Here is an 18,076-nt window from a genome sequence, read left to right as displayed (position 1 = left end):
TTGTTACCAGCGATAGTGGGCGAACGCCTTGTTCGCGTCGGCCATGCGGTGGGTGTCTTCACGCTTCTTGACCGCGTTGCCGCGGCCCTGGCTGGCGTCCATCAGTTCGCCGGCCAGACGCTCACGCATCGTGTTCTCGTTGCGGCCCGCGGCAGCTGCTGCCAGCCAGCGGATCGCGAGGGCCTGGCGGCGCTCGGTGCGCACTTCGACCGGGACCTGATACGTTGCGCCACCGACGCGGCGCGAACGGACTTCGACGGCCGGCGCGACAGCTTCAAGCGCGTTGTGGAACACTTCGACCGGGTTCTTCTTGGAACGGGTCTCGACCAGGTCAAACGCGCCGTAAACGATGCGTTCGGCAACGGACTTTTTGCCGTCGCGCATGATCTGGTTCATGAATTTGGTGACAATGATGTCCTTGAACTTCGGGTCCGGCAGGACTTCACGCTTCTCGGCACTGTGACGACGGGACATGGATCTGTAGTCCTCTTACTTCGGTTTCTTCGCGCCGTAATGCGAGCGGCGCTGTTTACGGTTCTTGACGGGCTGGGTGTCGAGCGCGCCGCGCACGATGTGGTAGCGCACACCCGGAAGGTCTTTGACGCGGCCGCCGCGGATGAGCACGACCGAGTGCTCCTGAAGGTTGTGGCCTTCGCCGGGGATGTAGCAGAGCGATTCAAATCCGGAGGTCATGCGCACCTTGGCCACTTTCCGGAGCGCCGAGTTCGGCTTCTTCGGGGTCGTGGTGTAAACGCGGGTGCAGACACCGCGGCGCTGAGGACAGGCCTTCAGGGCGGGGGTCTTGGTACGGGTGCGCTTTGGCTCGCGCGGATTGCGGATCAGCTGCTGGATGGTGGGCATTCGGGCCTACTGTCTCTTCGTACTTTGCGGCCCGAGGGCCTATAATGACGTGTGCCCCGAAGGCCCTTAACCAGGCTTCCGGGACGAGCGGAAAATTGGGGGTCAGCTTCTCCGGACCATTGCTGTTCCGGTGCGGCACAGGACGAAACGCCCTTTTGCCTCCCTGACGATCCGGGGCGTGTAGACTCGCGCGCGCAGCACGTCAAGGGCGGTGGCGCGGCTTTCCGCATTGCCGTGTGCCGATTCAGAAGGGCGAGACCCCGCCCCAGCTTTCAAAGCACATCCAGGCGATGAGGGCGACGGCCGCAACCGCGCAGATCACCCCGGCAATTCCTGTCCATCCACCCTTCATCGACATGCGCCCTTAACATGAAAAAGCCTGCCATTGCTGGCAGGCTTTTCCGGTTCATTCAAGTCGCAAGGCGCCTATTCGGCGGTGTCCCTGGCGGGCGCCGGCAGGCTGACGAGGGCAATCCCCTCCTCCGCCTTGGCCATGGCGGCAGCGCGCTTGGCCTTCAGCTTCAGGTCGCGCTCGGCGGCCACGCGGCGGAACTGGCGGATACCGCCGCCCGTACCGGCCGGGATCAGACGGCCCACGATGACGTTCTCCTTGAGACCGTCGAGCGTGTCGATCTTGCCCTGGATGGCGGCCTCGGTGAGCACGCGGGTCGTTTCCTGGAACGACGCAGCCGAGATGAAGCTGCGGGTCTGGAGCGACGCCTTGGTGATGCCCAGAAGCAGCGGGTTGGCCGTGGCCTCGCGCTGGTCCTTCTTGCGCGACTTGCGGATGGCTTCATTGGCCTCGTCGAACTCGATCGCATCGATATGCTCGCCGGTGATGAACACCGTGTCGCCGCCATCGGTGATTTCGACCTTCTGCAGCATCTGGCGAACGATCACTTCGATGTGCTTGTCGTTGATGGGCACGCCCTGCAGGCGATAGACCTTCTGCACTTCGTCCGTGAGGTAGTTGGCCAGGGCTTCCACGCCGAGCGTCGAAAGGATGTCCTGCGGGGCGGGATTGCCGTCCATCAGGTATTCACCACGCTTGATGAAGTCGCCGTCCTGGACCGCAAGGTGTTTGCCCTTCGGCACCAGATAGTCGATCGGCTCACGCCCCTCTTCGGTCGGAACGATCGTGACCTTGCGCTTGTTCTTGTAATCGCGGCCGTATTCGACGCGGCCATCGACTTCCGCGATGATCGCATGATCCTTCGGACGGCGGGCTTCGAAGAGTTCGGCCACGCGCGGCAGACCGCCCGTGATGTCCTTCGTCTTGGCACCGCCCGTCGCGACGCGCGAGAGCGTATCGCCCGGCTCGATCCGGTCCCCGTCAGAGACCGAGAGGATGGCGCCAACCGACAGCACATAGGTCGCGTGCGACCCGTTGGGCAGTTTCACCGGCTTGCCGTTTCCGTCCACGATCTGGATCGACGGCTTGAGATCGGCCGATTTGGAGCTCGACCGCGGGTCGACGACGACGCGTGCGGAGATACCCGTCGCTTCGTCGGTTTCTTCGCGGACCGTGACACCCTCGACGAGGTCGATGAGGCGCGCCTCACCCCCCACTTCCGAGACGATCGGCTGGGCAAAGGGATCCCAGTCAGCCAGCAGCTTGCCGGGCATGACCTTGTCGCCATCCTTGGCCATCAGGCGCGTGCCATAGGCCGGGCGGAAAGACTGGCGCGTGCGGCCGTCGGCGTCGACGATCTCGACCTGCATGCGGCGTCCGACCACAACGATGGTCTTGTCCTTGCGGGTGACGATCTCGGCGTCGGTGAAACGCACCGTCCCTTCGAAGCTGGCTTCCAGCGACGACTGGTCGGCAACCTGAGCGGCGCCCCCGATGTGGAAGGTACGCATCGTGAGCTGGGTACCCGGCTCGCCGATCGACTGGGCCGCGATGACGCCGACCGCTTCGCCGCGGTTGACCAGCGTGCCGCGGGCAAGATCGCGCCCGTAGCACTGCGCACAGATGCCGTTCTTGGTTTCGCAGGTCAGCGGCGAGCGCACTTTCACGCGGTCCACCGTTGCCGTATCGATCAGCGCGGCAACATCTTCGTCGACATATGTATTGGCCGGCACAACGAGTTTGCCGTCCGGGCTCTTGATGTCTTCGGCGATGACGCGGCCGAGGATGCGCTCGTTGAGCGAGACGACGACGTCTGCGCCTTCCATGACGGGGCTGATATCGATGCCCTTCTCCGTACCGCAATCATCTTCGTTGATGATGCAGTCCTGGGCCACGTCGACAAGGCGGCGTGTCAGGTAACCGGAGTTGGCGGTCTTAAGAGCCGTGTCGGCCAGACCCTTACGGGCGCCGTGGGTCGAGTTGAAGTATTCAAGGACGGTCAGGCCTTCCTTGAAGTTCGAGATGATCGGCGTCTCGATGATCTCGCCCGACGGCTTGGCCATGAGGCCGCGCATGCCGGCAAGCTGCTTCATCTGGTTCTTCGAACCCCGGGCGCCGGAATCGGCCATCATGAAGATCGAGTTGACCTGCTCCTTGCCACGCGACATCTGCGCCTTGGCAGCAGACTCCATCATGGCGTCCGCAACCTTGTCGGTGCAGCTCGACCAGGCGTCGACAACCTTGTTGTACTTCTCGCCGCGCGTGATGAGGCCGTCAGCGTACTGACGCTCATAATCGGACACGAGTTCCTTTGTGGCATCGACCAGTTTCTTCTTCGCCTCGGGAATGACCATGTCATCCTTGCCGAAGGAGATGCCGGCCTTGCAGGCTTCACGGAAGCCCAGCTCCATCATCTTGTCACAGAAGATCACCGTCGCCTTCTGACCGCACAGGCGGTAGACTTCGTCGATGATCTTGCCGATCGCCTTCTTGGAGAGGACCGTGTTGACCAGTTCCGGACCAATGGCTTTCGACCGCGGCAGGATGTTGGCCACCATGTAACGGCCCGGCGTGGTTTCGATGATGCGGCGCTCGGGCTTGCCATCCGAACTGACGCCGTCATACAGCGCCTTGACCTTGGAGTGGAGCGAGACGAGGCCCGCGTCCAGCGCATGCTCGATCTCGGCAAGGTCAGCAAAGACCATGCCCTCCCCAGGCTCGCCCTTGCGGTCGAGCGAGAGGTAATAGAGACCGAGGATGATGTCCTGGGACGGGACAATGATCGGTTTGCCGTTGGCGGGCGAGAGGATGTTGTTGGTCGACATCATCAGCACGCGGCATTCCAGCTGGGCCTCGAGGCTCAGCGGAACGTGGACAGCCATCTGGTCGCCGTCGAAGTCCGCGTTGAACGCGGCGCAGACGAGCGGGTGCAGCTGGATGGCCTTGCCTTCGATCAGTTTCGGCTCGAACGCCTGGATGCCGAGACGGTGCAGCGTCGGCGCGCGGTTCAGGAGAACCGGGTGCTCGCGGATGACCTCGTCGAGGATATCCCAGACTTCCGGCTTTTCCTTTTCCACGAGCTTCTTGGCAGCCTTGACGGTGCCGGCGAGGCCCTTGGCGTCGAGGCGCGCATAGATGAACGGCTTGAACAGCTCAAGCGCCATCTTCTTGGGCAGGCCGCATTCGTGCAGCTTGAGGTTCGGGCCGACCACGATGACCGAACGGCCAGAATAGTCGACGCGCTTGCCCAGAAGGTTCTGGCGGAAGCGGCCCTGCTTGCCCTTGAGCATGTCGGAGATCGACTTGAGCGGGCGCTTGTTGGTGCCGGTGATCGTGCGGCCGCGGCGGCCATTGTCGAACAGGGCGTCCACCGACTCCTGCAGCATCCGCTTTTCGTTGCGGATGATGATGTCCGGCGCGCGAAGTTCCATCAGGCGCTTCAGGCGGTTGTTCCGGTTGATCACGCGGCGGTAGAGGTCGTTGAGGTCAGACGTGGCGAAGCGGCCGCCATCGAGCGGAACCAGCGGGCGCAGGTCCGGCGGGATGACCGGAACAACCGTCAGGATCATCCATTCGGGCTTGGCTTTCGACTGGATGAAGGAGTCCACCACCTTGAGGCGCTTGGAATACTTCTTCGTCTTCAGCTCGGAGCTCGATTCGCGCAGTTCCTCGCGGAGCGTCTCGGCCAGCGTCGGCAGGTCGAGGCTCTTGAGGATCTCACGGATGGCCTCTGCGCCGATGAGCGCGGTGAACGCGTCTTCGCCGAGGCGGTCCTGCGCGTCCATATACTCTTCTTCGGTCAGGAGCTGGTGAGGCTCAAGCTCGGTCAGGCCGGGCTCGATGACCACATAGCTCTCGAAATAGAGAACGCGCTCGACGTCTTTCAGCGGCATGTCCACCAGCGTCGCGATCCGGGAGGGAAGCGACTTGAGGAACCAGATATGCGCAACCGGGGCGGCCAGATCGATGTGGCCCATGCGTTCGCGGCGAACGCGCGCGAGGGTCACTTCAACGCCGCACTTCTCGCAGACGATGCCGCGATACTTGATGCGCTTGTACTTGCCGCAGAGGCACTCGTAATCCTTCGTCGGGCCGAAGATCCGCGCACAGAAGAGGCCGTCACGCTCGGGCTTGAACGTACGGTAGTTGATGGTTTCGGGCTTCTTGATTTCACCAGACGACCAGGAGCGGATCTTCTCCGGGCTCGCAATCGAAATACGGATCGCCTCGAAACTCGGGGCGGGCGTATTGGTGTTGAACATATTGGCGACGTCCTGGCGCATAGGGTGTCTGCTCCTTGGGGCGGGCGTTTAGGGGGAGGTCTCTCTCCCCTGCCCTGAATAAATCCGGGTCGGCGAGGCCCCGCCTTTTCAGCGGGGCCCTATTTTGCGGAAAGTCTACTCGGCGGCCACCGGGGCCTCTTCTGCTGCGTCCCGCTCGAGGCCGTTCTCCTCGAGCAACTCCACATTGAGACCGAGCGAGCGCATTTCCTTGATCAGCACGTTGAAGCTTTCCGGAATGCCGGCCTCGAAGGTGTCGTCGCCGCGGACGATCGCTTCGTAGACCTTGGCACGGCCGGCGGTATCGTCCGACTTCACCGTCAGCATTTCCTGCAGCGTGTAGGCAGCGCCATAAGCTTCCAGAGCCCAGACCTCCATCTCGCCGAAGCGCTGACCGCCAAACTGTGCCTTGCCGCCCAGCGGCTGCTGGGTGACGAGCGAGTAGGGACCCGTGGAGCGGGCGTGGATCTTCTCGTCGACCAGGTGGTGGAGCTTCAGAAGGTATTTGTAGCCAACCGTGACCGGGCGCGTGAATGCCACACCGGTGCGGCCGTCGAACAGGCGGACCTGACCCGACGTATCCAGACCAGCGCGTGTCAGCAGGTCATTGATGTCTTCCTCACGGGCACCATCGAAGACCGGCGTTGCAATCGGAACACCATTGCGGAGGTTACCGGCGAGCTCGATGATTTCCGCATCGGTCTCAGGCATCTCCTGGCCAGCGCCATAGGCATGCTTCAGCGACGCCTTGAGCGCCTTCATATCATGCTTCTGGTGGAACTCTTCCAGGGCCTTGTCGATGATGTGCCCAAGGCCGCGGCAGGCCCAGCCGGTGTGCGTCTCGAGGATCTGACCGACGTTCATGCGCGAAGGCACGCCCAGCGGGTTGAGAACGATATCGACCGGCGTACCGTCTTCCAGGAAGGGCATGTCTTCGAGCGGGTTGATCTTGGAGATAACCCCTTGTTGCCGTGGCGGCCGGCCATCTTGTCACCCGGCTGAAGCTTGCGCTTCACGGCCAGGAAGACTTTGACGACCTTCATCACGCCCGGAGGCAGATCGTCGCCGCGCTGGACCTTCTCGACCTTGTCGTTGAAGCGGGCATCAAGCTCGCGGATCGACGCGTCGAACTGCTCGCGCAGGGCGAGGAGTTCGGCCTGGGCCTTCTCCGACTTCAGCTCGATTTCCCACCACTGGCGGTGGGTCAGGTCTTCAAGGGCAGCTTCTGCGATCTTGCCGGCCTTGAAGCCTTTGGGACCTGCAGCCGCTTCCTTGCCGACGAGAATGTCGTGCAGACGCGTATAGGTGTTGCGCTCCAGGATCGACTGTTCGTCTTCCTTGTCTTCCTGCAGCTTCTCGATCTGCTCGCGTTCGATCTGAAGCGCGCGCTGGTCCTTGTCGATGCCATGGCGGTTGAAGATGCGGACATCGACAACCGTACCGGCGTCGCCCGGGGGCACGCGCAGCGAGGTGTCACGCACATCGGAGGCCTTCTCGCCGAAGATGGCGCGGAGGAGTTTCTCTTCCGGCGTCATCGGGCTTTCGCCCTTCGGGGTGACCTTGCCGACGAGAATGTCGCCCGCCTTCACTTCAGCGCCAACCGCCACGATGCCGGCCTCGTCGAGGTTGCGGAGCGCTTCCTCGCCGACGTTCGGGATGTCGCGGGTGATCTCTTCCGGTCCGAGCTTGGTGTCGCGGGCAGCGACTTCAAACTCTTCGATGTGGATCGAGGTGAACACGTCGTCACGCACGATGCGCTCGGAGATCAGGATGGAGTCCTCGAAATTGTAGCCGTTCCAGGGCATGAACGCGACGAGCACGTTACGGCCGAGGGCCAGCTCGCCGAGATCCGTGGACGGACCGTCAGCGATGATGTCGGTCTTCGTGACAACGTCACCGACCTTCACGATCGGGCGCTGGTTGATGCACGAGTTCTGGTTCGAGCGGCGGAACTTGGCGAGACGGTAGATATCGACGCCCGACTTGGAGCCTTCGAGATCCTCCGTGGCGCGCACAACGATACGCATCGCGTCAACCTGCTCAACCACCCCTGCCCGGCGGGCAACGATCGCAGCGCGGCTGTCGCGGGCAACGACCGCTTCCATGCCGGTGCCGACGAACGGGGCTTCGGACTTTACGAGCGGCACAGCCTGACGCTGCATGTTCGAGCCCATGAGCGCGCGGTTGGCGTCGTCATTCTCAAGGTAGGGAATGAGCGAGGCAGCAACCGAGACGACCTGCTTGGGAGAGACGTCCATGTACTGGACTTCTTCCTTGGCAACCATGGTCACGTCGCCGGCAACGCGGGCGTTGACGAACTCGTTCACGAGCTCGCCCTTGGCGTTCACGGTCGCGTTGGCCTGAGCGATCGAATAGATGCTCTCTTCCATGGCGGAGAGATACACGACCTCTTCGGTCAGCTTGCCGTTCTTCACCCGGCGGTACGGGCTCTCGATGAAGCCGTACTTGTTGATGCGGGCATGGGTGGCAAGGCTGTTGATCAGACCGATGTTCGGGCCTTCCGGCGTCTCGATCGGGCAGATACGGCCATAATGGGTCGGGTGAACGTCACGGACCTCAAAGCCTGCGCGCTCACGTGTCAGACCGCCCGGGCCAAGCGCCGAGAGACGGCGCTTGTGGGTGATCTCGGAGAGCGGGTTGGTCTGGTCCATGAACTGCGACAGCTGCGAGGAGCCGAAGAATTCACGCACGGCCGCCACAACCGGTTTGGCGTTGATCAGGTCGTGGGGCATCACGGTGTCGATATCGACCGCGCCCATCCGTTCCTTGATCGCGCGCTCCATGCGCACCAGACCGATGCGGTAGTTGTTTTCCATCAGTTCGCCGACCGAGCGGACACGGCGGTTGCCGAGGTTGTCGATGTCGTCGACTTCGCCCTTGCCGTCCTTCAGGTCGAGGATGACCTTCATGACGCCGATGATGTCCTCGTTGCGCAGCGTGCGCATGCTGTCTTCAGCCGACTCATACTCGCGCACGGCCACCGAGAGACGCATGTTCATCTTCACGCGGCCGACGGCCGAGAGATCATAGCGCTCAGAATCGAAGAACAGCTGGCCAAACAGGGCCTCGGCGGCTTCCTGCGTCGGCGGCTCGCCGGGGCGCATCACGCGGTAGATGTCGGAGAGCGCCTCGAAGCGCGTCTCGTTCTTGTCTGCCTTAAGCGTGTTGCGCAGCCAGGGGCCGCGGCCACCGGCGTCGATGTCGAGCACTTCGATCGCGTCGATGCCATAGTCGCGCATTTCGGCGATCGTCGCCTCTTCCAGCGCGTCGCCGGCTTCACCGAAGATTTCACCGGTCTCGAGATTTACAACATCACGGGCCAGGAACTTGCCGATCAGGGCTTCGGAGGTCACGCGGATCTCGTCGGTGCCCGATTCTGCGGCGCGCTTGGCCTTGAGGGCGGTGATCTTCTTGCCGGCCTCGGCAACAACCTTGCCGGTCTTGGCGTCGATCAGGTCGAATTCCGGCTTCACGCCCTTCCAGGCGTCAGCGCGGAAACCGGTGACCCAGCCCTTCTTGTCCAGGCGGTAGATCGAGCGGGAATAGAACTGGTCGAGGATCTGCTCGGTGTCATAGCCGAGCGCATACAGCATCGTTGTCGCCGGCAGCTTGCGCTTGCGGTCGATACGGATGTTGAGGATGTCCTTCGCGTCGAACTCGAAGTCGAGCCAGGAGCCGCGATAGGGAATGATGCGGGCAGCAAACAGCAGCTTGCCCGAAGCGTGGGTCTTGCCCTTGTCGTGGTCGAAGAACACGCCTGGCGAGCGGTGCATCTGCGAGACGATCACGCGCTCGGTGCCGTTGATGACGAACGTGCCCTTCTCGGTCATCAGAGGGATGTCGCCGAGATAGCATTCCTGCTCTTTGACTTCCTTGACGGAGCGGGCGCCGGTGTCTTCATCGACATCGAACACGACGAGCTGGAGGCGCACTTTCAGCGGCGCCTGGAACGTCAGGTCGCGCTGCATGCACTCTTCGACATCGAACTTTGGCTGTTCGAACTCGTAGGAGACGTATTCGAGGGTCGCGCGCTCAGAGAAGTCCGTGATCGGGAAAACCGATTTGAAGACACCCCCCAGGCCATCGTCCGAGCGCTTTTCGCGCGGCGTGTTCATCTGGAGGAAGGCTTCGTAGGACTCGCGCTGGACCTCGATCAGGTTTGGCATTTCGATGGCTTCGGGAATGCGGCCGAAGTTTTTGCGGATACGTTTCTTTTCCGTGAAGGAGAGTGCCATCCCAGGTTCCCAGTCTTTCGGCTTGCCCGCACGCGCGCAGGCAGCCTGTGATTAGAACGCGAGTACGCGGCGATCCCAAATGGAGACCGCCGCGCAGATCCTAGAACGGGCAACGCCTCGCGCGAACGCCGCCCGGATGCTTCAACTGCAGAGCTTACTTGAGCTCGACTTTGGCGCCTGCAGCTTCGAACTTCTTCTTCATCTCTTCAGCGTCAGCTTTGGAAACGGCTTCCTTGACGGTCTTCGGAGCGCCTTCGACGAGGTCTTTGGCTTCCTTCAGGCCGAGAGCCGGAACGACTTCGCGGACGAGTTTGATGACTTCGATTTTCTTCGCGCCGGCGTCGGTCAGAACGACATCAAATTCGGTCTTCTCTTCGACAGCAGCCGCCGGAGCAGCACCGCCAGCAGCAGCAACAGCCACCGGAGCAGCGGCAGAAACGCCCCACTTTTCTTCGAGCATCTTTGCAAGCTCAGCAGCTTCCAGAACGGTCAGAGCCGAGAGATCTTCGACAATCTTTTCGAGATTTGCCATGATTTTGATTCCTGTTTGGTTCGGTTGTTAGTGTCTTGGTGTAGCGAAAACGGGTGTCTTATGCGGCGTCTTTCGACGCATAGGCGGACACCACGCGGGCAAGTTGCGACGCCGGGGCCTGGATGACGCCTGCAACTTTCGTTGCCGGAGCCTGAATGAGCCCGATGAGCTTGCCACGCAGCTGGTCGAGAGACGGCAGTTTCGCGAGGGCTTCGACGCCGCTGGCATCGAGGACCTGCTCACCCATCACGGCGCCGATGATGACGAGTTTCGAATTTTCCTTCGAGAACTCATCGGCCGCTTTGGCAGCCGACACCGGATCCGGCGAGTAGGCGATCGCCACGGGGCCCTGGAAGAGCTCCTGTGCCTTGTCGCCACCTGCCCCGCCCAGCGCGATTTTCGCAAGGCGGTTCTTGACCACTTTGAAGTGCGCGCCGTCCTTGCGGAGAAGGCCACGCAGCTTCGTCATTTCCGCCACGGTAAGACCGGTATAGTGGGTCACGACGACCACGCCCGCCCCTTCGAAAACCCCTTTGAGGTTCTCGAGAGCCGCGCTTTTTCCAGCTTTATCCATTGCGGGTCTCCATTGAGGCGCCCGGACCATCCGGCCGCCCTGGTAATCGCCAAAACCCCCGAAAGAGCCTCAGCGCCTGCCCAGGGATTGGCCTGCCCGGTCTGCATTTCCTGGGGATTCCAGGAAATTCCGAACCGTTTCAACGCCTCACCCCGTCTACACAGGCGGCCAGATGGCCCTTAGCAACCCCGAAGGGTACGACCTATGGTCTTGGACAGGAAAACGGGAGGCCGCCGATGCATATCGGAGAACTCCCGTCAAGCGGCGGCTGTTAACGGTTTTTCCAGAGGTCTGCAACCCCCTTCCCTGAATTTTTCACAGGGGCGCAAAAAAGCCCGGAGCCGCAGGGCAGCTCCGGGCCTTCTCAAATCCTTGCCCGTTTGGGGGCCTGGTCTCAGCTTTTGGCTTCAGCCAGGTCGATCGTAACACCGGCGCCCATCGTCGAAGACAGGGTCACCTTGCGAACGAACGTGCCTTTCGCACCCGACGGGCGGGCTTTTACAACTGCCGAAATGAACGCCTGGACGTTCTTCTCGATGTCAGCGTCGGAGAAGCTGGCCTTGCCAACGCCGGCGTGAACGATACCGGCCTTCTCGACCTTGAACTCGACGGCGCCGCCCTTGGCGTCCTTGACCGCCTGGGTGACGTTCGGGGTCACGGTGCCAACTTTCGGGTTCGGCATCAGGCCGCGCGGGCCGAGCACCTTACCGAGACGGCCGACGAGGCCCATCATGTCCGGGGTCGCGATGACGCGGTCGAAGTCCATGAAGCCGCCATTGACCTTCTCGAACAGGTCTTCGGCGCCCACGATGTCTGCGCCGGCAGCAAGGGCCTCTTCAGCCTTCTTGTCCTTGGCGAACACGGCCACGCGGACGTCCTTGCCGGTGCCTGCCGGGAGGTTCACCACCGAGCGGACCTGCTGGTCGGCATATTTCGGGTCAACGCCGAGATTGATGGCGATTTCGATCGACTCGTCGAATTTCGCCTTGGCGTTCGATTTCACGAGCTTGACGGCTTCCGAGACGGAATACGCCTTCGTCTTGTCGACGGTCTGCTCGATTGCGCGGGTACGCTTACCTTTGGTCGCCATGTCGCTTACTCCACAACCTGAAGGCCCATCGCGCGGGCAGAGCCGGCGATGATCTTGGTGGCAGCATCGAGATCGTTCGCGTTCAGGTCGTCCATCTTGACCTTCGCGATCTCGCGCACCTGATCCATCGTCACTTTGCCGACGGTGTCATAACCGGGCTTTTTCGCGCCCGATGCCGGCTTCTTGCCGAGTTTCAGGCCAGCGGCCTTCTTCAGCAGAACAGTGGCAGGCGGCGTCTTGGTGACGAAGGTGAACGACTTGTCCTGGTAATACTGGATCACGACCGGGGTCGGGATGCCTTCTTCCATGCCCTGGGTACGGGCGTTGAAGGCTTTGCAGAATTCCATGATGTTGATACCGCGCTGGCCCAGGGCCGGGCCCACTGGCGGCGACGGGTTGGCCTTGCCGGCCGGGATCTGGAGCTTGATCTGCCCCAGAAGTTTCTTAGCCATTTTGTCCTCACAACGTTGGCGAAGGGGCGGTGGTCTTTCGATCCGCCCGGTTGATATCGAGGCTCCGCGGTCGGGTTGGCAGCCTCCCGCAGAAGCGGGGCGTATGGCCCAAAGCCCCTGCCCGGTCAAGCGCGGGCATGAAAAAGCCCGGAGCGCCGGGCGTCCGGGCCGATTCAACACAAGCGGCGTGGCCGCCCTGCCTACATCATCGCATAGCCGCGGGCGTTGATATACTGGCGCAGCTCCTGGGCGCGGCGGACCGGATCAGGATGGGTCGACATGAACTCTGGCGGGCGCTGGCCCTTGGACTGGGCGTTCATCAGCTCCCAAAGACGCACCGACTGTTTCACGTCATACCCGGCATTGTGCATGTAATCGACGCCGAGACGGTCTGCTTCGAGCTCATGATTGCGGCTATAGGGCAAGATCACGCCGAACTGCACGGCCGCGCCGCCCAGCGCGCCGATGGCCGAGCCATATTTGCTGAGCTCTTCGGAAGACGCCACTGCGATCTGGCCAACCATCATGCCGGCCTGCGCCGCCATGGCCACCGACATGCGCTCGGCCGCATGACGGCCGGTCACATGTCCGGCCTCATGGCCCAGAATGGACGAGAGCTGGTCGTCATTCTCGGTCAGCTCGGTGATGCCGCGATACACGCCCACCCGGTTGCCGGGCATCACGAAGGCGTTGATGTCGTCGGTGTCAAACACGGCCACATCCCACTGCTCATGGTCGCGCCGGGCGCCCTTGGCGGTACGGTTCCAGACATTCAGCACACGGTTGCGCAGCGCCGAATTCGACGTCTGGGGCACCTGGGACTTCATGTCCGACCAGGCCGCCGTTGCCATGCTGGCGACGTCCGCGTCGCCCATCAGCAGGAACTGGCTGCGGCCGGTTTCCGGGTTGGTGGTGCAGCCCGACACGAAGGGCAGGACCGAGCCGGCCGCAATGCCCGTGATGATCGCGCGGCGCGACATGGCGATCTTGGGCGCGCCGGCAAGAATCTCGCCGTCAAAATCAATCCGTTCGACCATCTGTCTCTCCTTGTGACCGGCAAGGCGAAGGTTAACCCTCTGCCGGCAAAATGCAATCTGGCTGGCCCAGTCTAGGGTCGGCGCGTGAACCCGCGCTGAATGTGAACTGCCCGCCTCAGGGCTCGGCGCCCTCGCCAACCAGAACGGCCGCCTGCTCGACCCAGCCTTCACGTTTCACGCGTCCATGGAAGTTCAGATACGCGTCGACCCAGGCAATGTTTTCCAGCGTCCATTCGGCAATCTGGTCATAGTGATAGATGCCGAGCGAGTTGAGGACGTCCTGGATGCGCGGGCCGATGCCGCCGATCAGGGTCAGGTCGTCGGGCGTGCCTTCGACCGGCCGCTCAAGCGCCAGGGGCCGCACGGGGGCCGCGCCGGCGCCAGGCTCTCCGGCATCGGCCAGGGCATCTTCTTTCTCCAGACGGCCAAGGATCGCCTCAGCGGCGGAGGCGCCTTCGTCCGCCTCGTCATCCTCGGCAAAGTCTGCGGCGGCATCGTCCTCATCCGCCAGGGCGTCTGCCGCGTCGTCTTGCGGGTCGATGTCTTCCCCGGCGTCCTCCATTTCGTCCGCGACGCTCTCGGCATCGCCTTCAAAATACGCAAGGCGCCCTTCAAGATACCGGTTGCGCCAGCGCAGGCTTGCCAGTTCTTCCTCGGCCGATTCCTCGGCCGCTCTGGCAGCAGGGGCCTCGGCGGCGCCACCGGGCTCTGCAACCGGGGCAGCCAGGGTGGCCAATACCGGCTGGGCGGCTACCTCCCCTTCCAGCGCTTTCACGCGCTGGGTCAGGTACTCAACCTTCCAGACCAGTTTCGGATCGGCTTCAGCCGGAGAGGCTGCCTGCGGAGCCGGCGCAGCCGCCACCGCTTCAGCGCGGGCCAGTTCTGCCGCGCCGAGCGCCCGGCGCGCCTCGGCAAGGTCTGCCTCCAGCCCGGCCACGCGGTCTTCCAGTTCCCGGGTTTTCTGCATGTGCCCGCCGTCTGCCACAGGAAGCGCGGCAAGCTCCGGCGCGGGCGCCAGCACGGGCGCCAGGACGGGCGGCGCAGACCGAAGGGCTTCCAGTTCGCTGCGCGCCGCCTGAAGGGCGGCGGCCGTTTCTGCCAGCTGCTGCTCAAGGGCCGGATCGGCCTGGGGCGACACCTGCATGGCCTCATAGGCCTGCGTGTCTCCCTGGCCTGACAGCAGCTTGCGCTGAGAGGCAAACAGCCGCTCGATCTCCTCGCGCGCTTCGCCCAGCTCCACGCGCGCCACGTCGCGGTCCACTTCAGCCCGGCGCAGCTTGCCGAGCAGCAGCATGCCGCGGATCGACCAGCCCAGCGCCAGCGCCAGAAGCGCCGCGCCAGCCAGTGCAATCCACATATGTGCCACAAGCCAGGTCATTGTCTGCTCCGTTCCGCAATTCTGATATCGACAGGCCGGGCACTGTCCCCGCCATCTTCGGCTGACTGAGTAGCCTCTGTGCCCGGCTGTGAGCCATAGCTGATAGCAGCCAGGCGCGCACGCGCCACCCCCGCCGACACAAGGAAATCCGCCAGTTCCGAAGCCTGCACGCTGCCCGGGGCGATGACCTCGAAACGGTCTGCCGTGTCGCAGCTGAGCAGGATTGCGGCGATCTGGTCGAGCGCCGGGCCGCTCTGGCGGGCAATCCTCGCGCCGCCTTCGGCAAAGCCGATGCCGCCTGCGGCGAGCGCTGCGGCAAGTTCGTCCTCACACGCCAGAGGCGCGCCATCGGCAGACGCCGGGGTGACACGTGCGGCCATTGCGGTAACATTTCGGGCCACTTCAGCCCCCATTACGGTCTTCCAGCCAGCCGCTTCCCGCGCCATGTCCTCTTGCAGGAAATGGAGCGTGCTGGCGCGCGCTGCGCCTTCAAACCGGAACACGCCGCCTGCCGGGTCAAATGCCATAACGCCCTCATCAAACTGCGTGAACTGAGGCAGGCCCGCCAGCGCCCCTGCGAGCCACCCTTCCGCCGGAGCAGGCTCAAGCGTCATCCCGTCTTTGATTTCGCCTTCAAATCCGGCGCTCTTAACGACCGCCAGAACCTGGCGCCGCTCTGCCTCAGTCTGCACGCTTCCCGAAAGGCTCAGCACGCCCCCTGCCAGCGCCGCCTGCCAGTGCATCTCACCTGTCAGCAAAGGCTCGCCCCGGAACGGCGCCGCGATCTTCGACATCGCGGACACGATCCCGGCGCGTTTGGCCGGATCGGCCACGCTGCCCTTGAGGATCACCCGGTAATCGGAAATCGTCACCTCCCCTTCGTCCAGCTGTGACAGCTGGGTGAGGGCAAAGCGGGCAATGCCCTGAAAGTTTCCGCCTGGCGCGCCGGGCGCGGGCGTCATCTGGTCATCCACGGCCGCGCGGCCAACCAGGCGCGCCTCCTCGATCAGGCTCGCCTGAATGGCCTTGGTCGGCACATGGCCGGAGAGCTCGATCCGCCCCTCGGCCGTCTTCCGGGCCCGCCAGACATAGGGGGAAATGGGCGGGGCCGCGTCTGTGCGGCTTTCCACCTGCGTGACCCCTCCGAAGACAATTCCGCCCGGCCCGCTGCTGCGGCGGACCGCCCGGGCAGCCTCGGTGACGGCGTCATGGGACGGCGCCGCCCCGGTCAGGACAGCCCGCTGGCCATCCATCGAGACACGCGCCCAGTGATTGCCGCTTTGTGTGAGGGCGGCGGCCGCGCGCGCCTCCAGCCGTGCTTGGAGGTTTACAGCGCTCTGCGGGGATTGGTAGATGCCCCACCACAACAGGAAAGGCAGGGCCAGGAGCGCAAGCCCCCCAATCAGGTAGTCAAGCAGGCGAAACACGTCGCTGACCTCCCAAAACCAGTACCCCCACAGCACCCTCTGAGCCGAGGCATGCCCTAACCCTTACCAGACCGCAAGATGAACCCGACAGACCCATTCCGGCGATGAAACAGCCCCTTGAACTGATTACCAGCCCGTCCAATCCGCTGATCAAGGCCCTGAAAGGCCTTGAGCGCAAGAAGGAGCGCGCCGAATCCGGCCTGTTTCTCGCAGAAGGCGCCCGGATCGTGAGCGAAGGCCTCGCCCGCGGCTGGCAGCCCGAAACCGTCATTATCGCGGCCGATATGGCAGAACGGCCACAGATCCGTGACCTCGCCGGAGCGGCCGCAAAGGCCGGCGCCCGCGTCGTGATGGCGCCTGAGCGGCTGATGACCAGGATCACCCAGAAGGACAACGCCCAGAGCGTGGTTGCCGCCTTCCGCCAGCGCCACCTCACGCTCGAGACCCTGCCCGAACCGGCCCCCCCGCCGCTCTACATCGCCCTTTATGAAGTGCGCGACCCCGGCAATCTCGGCACCATCCTGCGCACCGCAGACTGCGCCGGGGTAAGCGGCGTGATCCTCATCGGCACCTGCTGTGATCCCTACAGTTTCGAGGCCGTGCGCGCGTCCATGGGATCGGTGTTCGATGTCCCCTTCGCCCAGGCGAGCTTTGACGCCTTCAACACCTGGCGCAAGGGCGTGGGCCTCAGCCTCTCTGCCGCCTCCGTAAATGCCGGCATGCGCCATGACGGCGCCGATTTCACCGGCGGCGCGATCCTCCTGATGGGCAATGAACAGGCGGGCCTGCCGGAATGGGCCGAAGCGGCCTGCGACACGCTCTGCCTCATTCCCATGCGCGGGGGCGCCGACAGCCTGAACCTTGCCCAGGCCAGCGCCATCATGATCTATGAAGCCTGGCGCCAGCGGAGCTATGCATGAGCCTGAAAACCGAAACCCGCCTGCTCGTGGCAGATGACTGGGAAGACTACGCCCTGCTCGATTCCGGCCACCTGCAGAAGCTCGAACGCTTCGCCGGCCAGACCGTGATCCGCCCCGACCCGCAGGCCTTCTGGGAACCAGCCCGCCCGGTGCAGAGCTGGAAGGCAGACGCCCGCTTCGTCACCAAGGCGCAGGATGAAGACGGGGCCGGGCAATGGGAAGTGCTCTCCGCGCGCGCTGCCGAAAACTGGCCGATGCGCTGGAACGGCCTTACCTTCACCGCGCGGCGCACCGCATTCCGCCATATGGGCGTCTTCCAGGAACACTCCGTGCACTGGCGATTCGCGCAGGACCAGATCCGCGCCGCAAAGCGTCCTCTCAAAGTGCTCAACCTCTTTGGCTATACCGGCATGATGTCGCTCGCCTGCGCGGCGGCCGGCGCAGAGGTCGTTCACCTTGATGCCAGCCCCAAATCCAACGGATACGGCAAGGACAACCAGACCCTGTCCGGCCTGGAGGATCGCACCATCCGCTGGATCGCCGATGACGCGATGAAATTCGTCGCCCGCGAAATCCGCCGGGGCAGCAGGTATGACGCCATCGTGCTCGACCCGCCAAAGTTTGGCCGCGGCCCGAAAAACGAGACCTGGCGCTTCGAAGAGAGCCTGCCCGAACTGCTCGACGGCGTGCAGAGCCTCCTCAGCGAGGCGCCGCAATTCGTCATCCTGACCGCCTATGCCGTGCGCCTCTCCTATCTCGCCGTCGCCCAGGCGCTGGGCGACCGGCTGGCGCCCTATGGCGGGGTAATGGAAATGGGCGAGATGGCCCTGCCCCAGCAGGGGTCAGACCGGCTCCTGCCAACCGCGCTCTACGCCCGCTGGCGGGCGGCCTGACGCTGCCCTGCCCCGTTGCGGGTG

At 63.5% G+C, this 18,076-nt stretch carries 12 protein-coding genes and 1 pseudogene; 2 read left to right on the top strand and 11 right to left on the bottom strand.

Annotated features, from left to right (window positions below):
* Positions 1-3: 3 nt before the first annotated feature.
* From rpsG to KG722_RS07190, 11 genes and pseudogenes are all read right to left on the bottom strand, one after another.
* A complete protein-coding gene (gene rpsG / locus KG722_RS07240) occupies positions 4-474 on the bottom strand; it encodes a 30S ribosomal protein S7 (RefSeq protein WP_213271078.1) in 471 nt (156 codons plus the stop codon).
* A 15-nt stretch (positions 475-489) separates the two neighbouring features.
* Positions 490-861, bottom strand: coding sequence for a 30S ribosomal protein S12 (gene rpsL / locus KG722_RS07235; protein WP_011647831.1), 372 nt, complete (start codon positions 859-861; stop codon positions 490-492).
* 426 nt (positions 862-1,287) lie between these two features.
* Complete coding sequence (gene rpoC / locus KG722_RS07230) at positions 1,288-5,496, bottom strand: DNA-directed RNA polymerase subunit beta' (protein WP_213271077.1); 4,209 nt, start codon at positions 5,494-5,496, stop codon at positions 1,288-1,290.
* A gap of 114 nt (positions 5,497-5,610) precedes the next feature.
* Positions 5,611-9,749: pseudogene (gene rpoB / locus KG722_RS07225) on the bottom strand (DNA-directed RNA polymerase subunit beta).
* A 154-nt stretch (positions 9,750-9,903) separates the two neighbouring features.
* Positions 9,904-10,281, bottom strand: coding sequence for a 50S ribosomal protein L7/L12 (gene rplL, locus KG722_RS07220; protein ID WP_213271076.1), 378 nt, complete (start codon positions 10,279-10,281; stop codon positions 9,904-9,906).
* 58 nt (positions 10,282-10,339) lie between these two features.
* Positions 10,340-10,855: a 50S ribosomal protein L10 gene (rplJ, locus tag KG722_RS07215; RefSeq protein WP_213271075.1), complete on the bottom strand. Its 516-nt coding sequence runs from the start codon at positions 10,853-10,855 to the stop codon at positions 10,340-10,342.
* 394 nt (positions 10,856-11,249) lie between these two features.
* Positions 11,250-11,945 carry a 50S ribosomal protein L1 gene (gene rplA / locus KG722_RS07210; protein WP_213271074.1) on the bottom strand — a complete coding sequence of 232 codons (696 nt, stop codon included), beginning with the start codon at positions 11,943-11,945 and terminating at the stop codon, positions 11,250-11,252.
* Between the two features lie 5 nt (positions 11,946-11,950).
* Positions 11,951-12,397 (bottom strand): 50S ribosomal protein L11, encoded by a 447-nt coding sequence (gene rplK / locus KG722_RS07205; RefSeq protein WP_213271073.1) that lies wholly within the window; start codon positions 12,395-12,397, stop codon positions 11,951-11,953.
* A 200-nt stretch (positions 12,398-12,597) separates the two neighbouring features.
* Positions 12,598-13,434: a M48 family metallopeptidase gene (locus tag KG722_RS07200; protein WP_213271072.1), complete on the bottom strand. Its 837-nt coding sequence runs from the start codon at positions 13,432-13,434 to the stop codon at positions 12,598-12,600.
* A 115-nt stretch (positions 13,435-13,549) separates the two neighbouring features.
* Positions 13,550-14,812, bottom strand: a complete 1,263-nt coding sequence (locus tag KG722_RS07195; RefSeq protein WP_213271071.1) for a hypothetical protein — start codon at positions 14,810-14,812, stop codon at positions 13,550-13,552.
* Positions 14,809-16,239 (bottom strand): hypothetical protein, encoded by a 1,431-nt coding sequence (locus KG722_RS07190; RefSeq protein ID WP_213271070.1) that lies wholly within the window; start codon positions 16,237-16,239, stop codon positions 14,809-14,811. Before KG722_RS07190 ends, KG722_RS07195 begins: the two co-directional genes overlap by 4 nt.
* A 104-nt stretch (positions 16,240-16,343) precedes the next feature.
* Here KG722_RS07190 and KG722_RS07185 point away from each other — a divergent pair, with 104 nt between their 5' ends.
* Complete coding sequence (locus KG722_RS07185) at positions 16,344-17,159, top strand: RNA methyltransferase (protein WP_213271069.1); 816 nt, start codon at positions 16,344-16,346, stop codon at positions 17,157-17,159.
* A complete protein-coding gene (locus KG722_RS07180) occupies positions 17,156-18,052 on the top strand; it encodes a class I SAM-dependent methyltransferase (protein WP_213271068.1) in 897 nt (298 codons plus the stop codon). The genes KG722_RS07185 and KG722_RS07180 overlap by 4 nt, the downstream gene beginning before the upstream one ends.
* Positions 18,053-18,076: the final 24 nt, after the last annotated feature.

The organism is Hyphomonas sp. (assembly GCF_018402285.1).
GTDB lineage: Bacteria > Pseudomonadota > Alphaproteobacteria > Caulobacterales > Hyphomonadaceae > Hyphomonas.
Note: the sequence above shows the minus strand (reverse complement) of the source record. Positions and strands in the feature narration are given on the sequence as shown.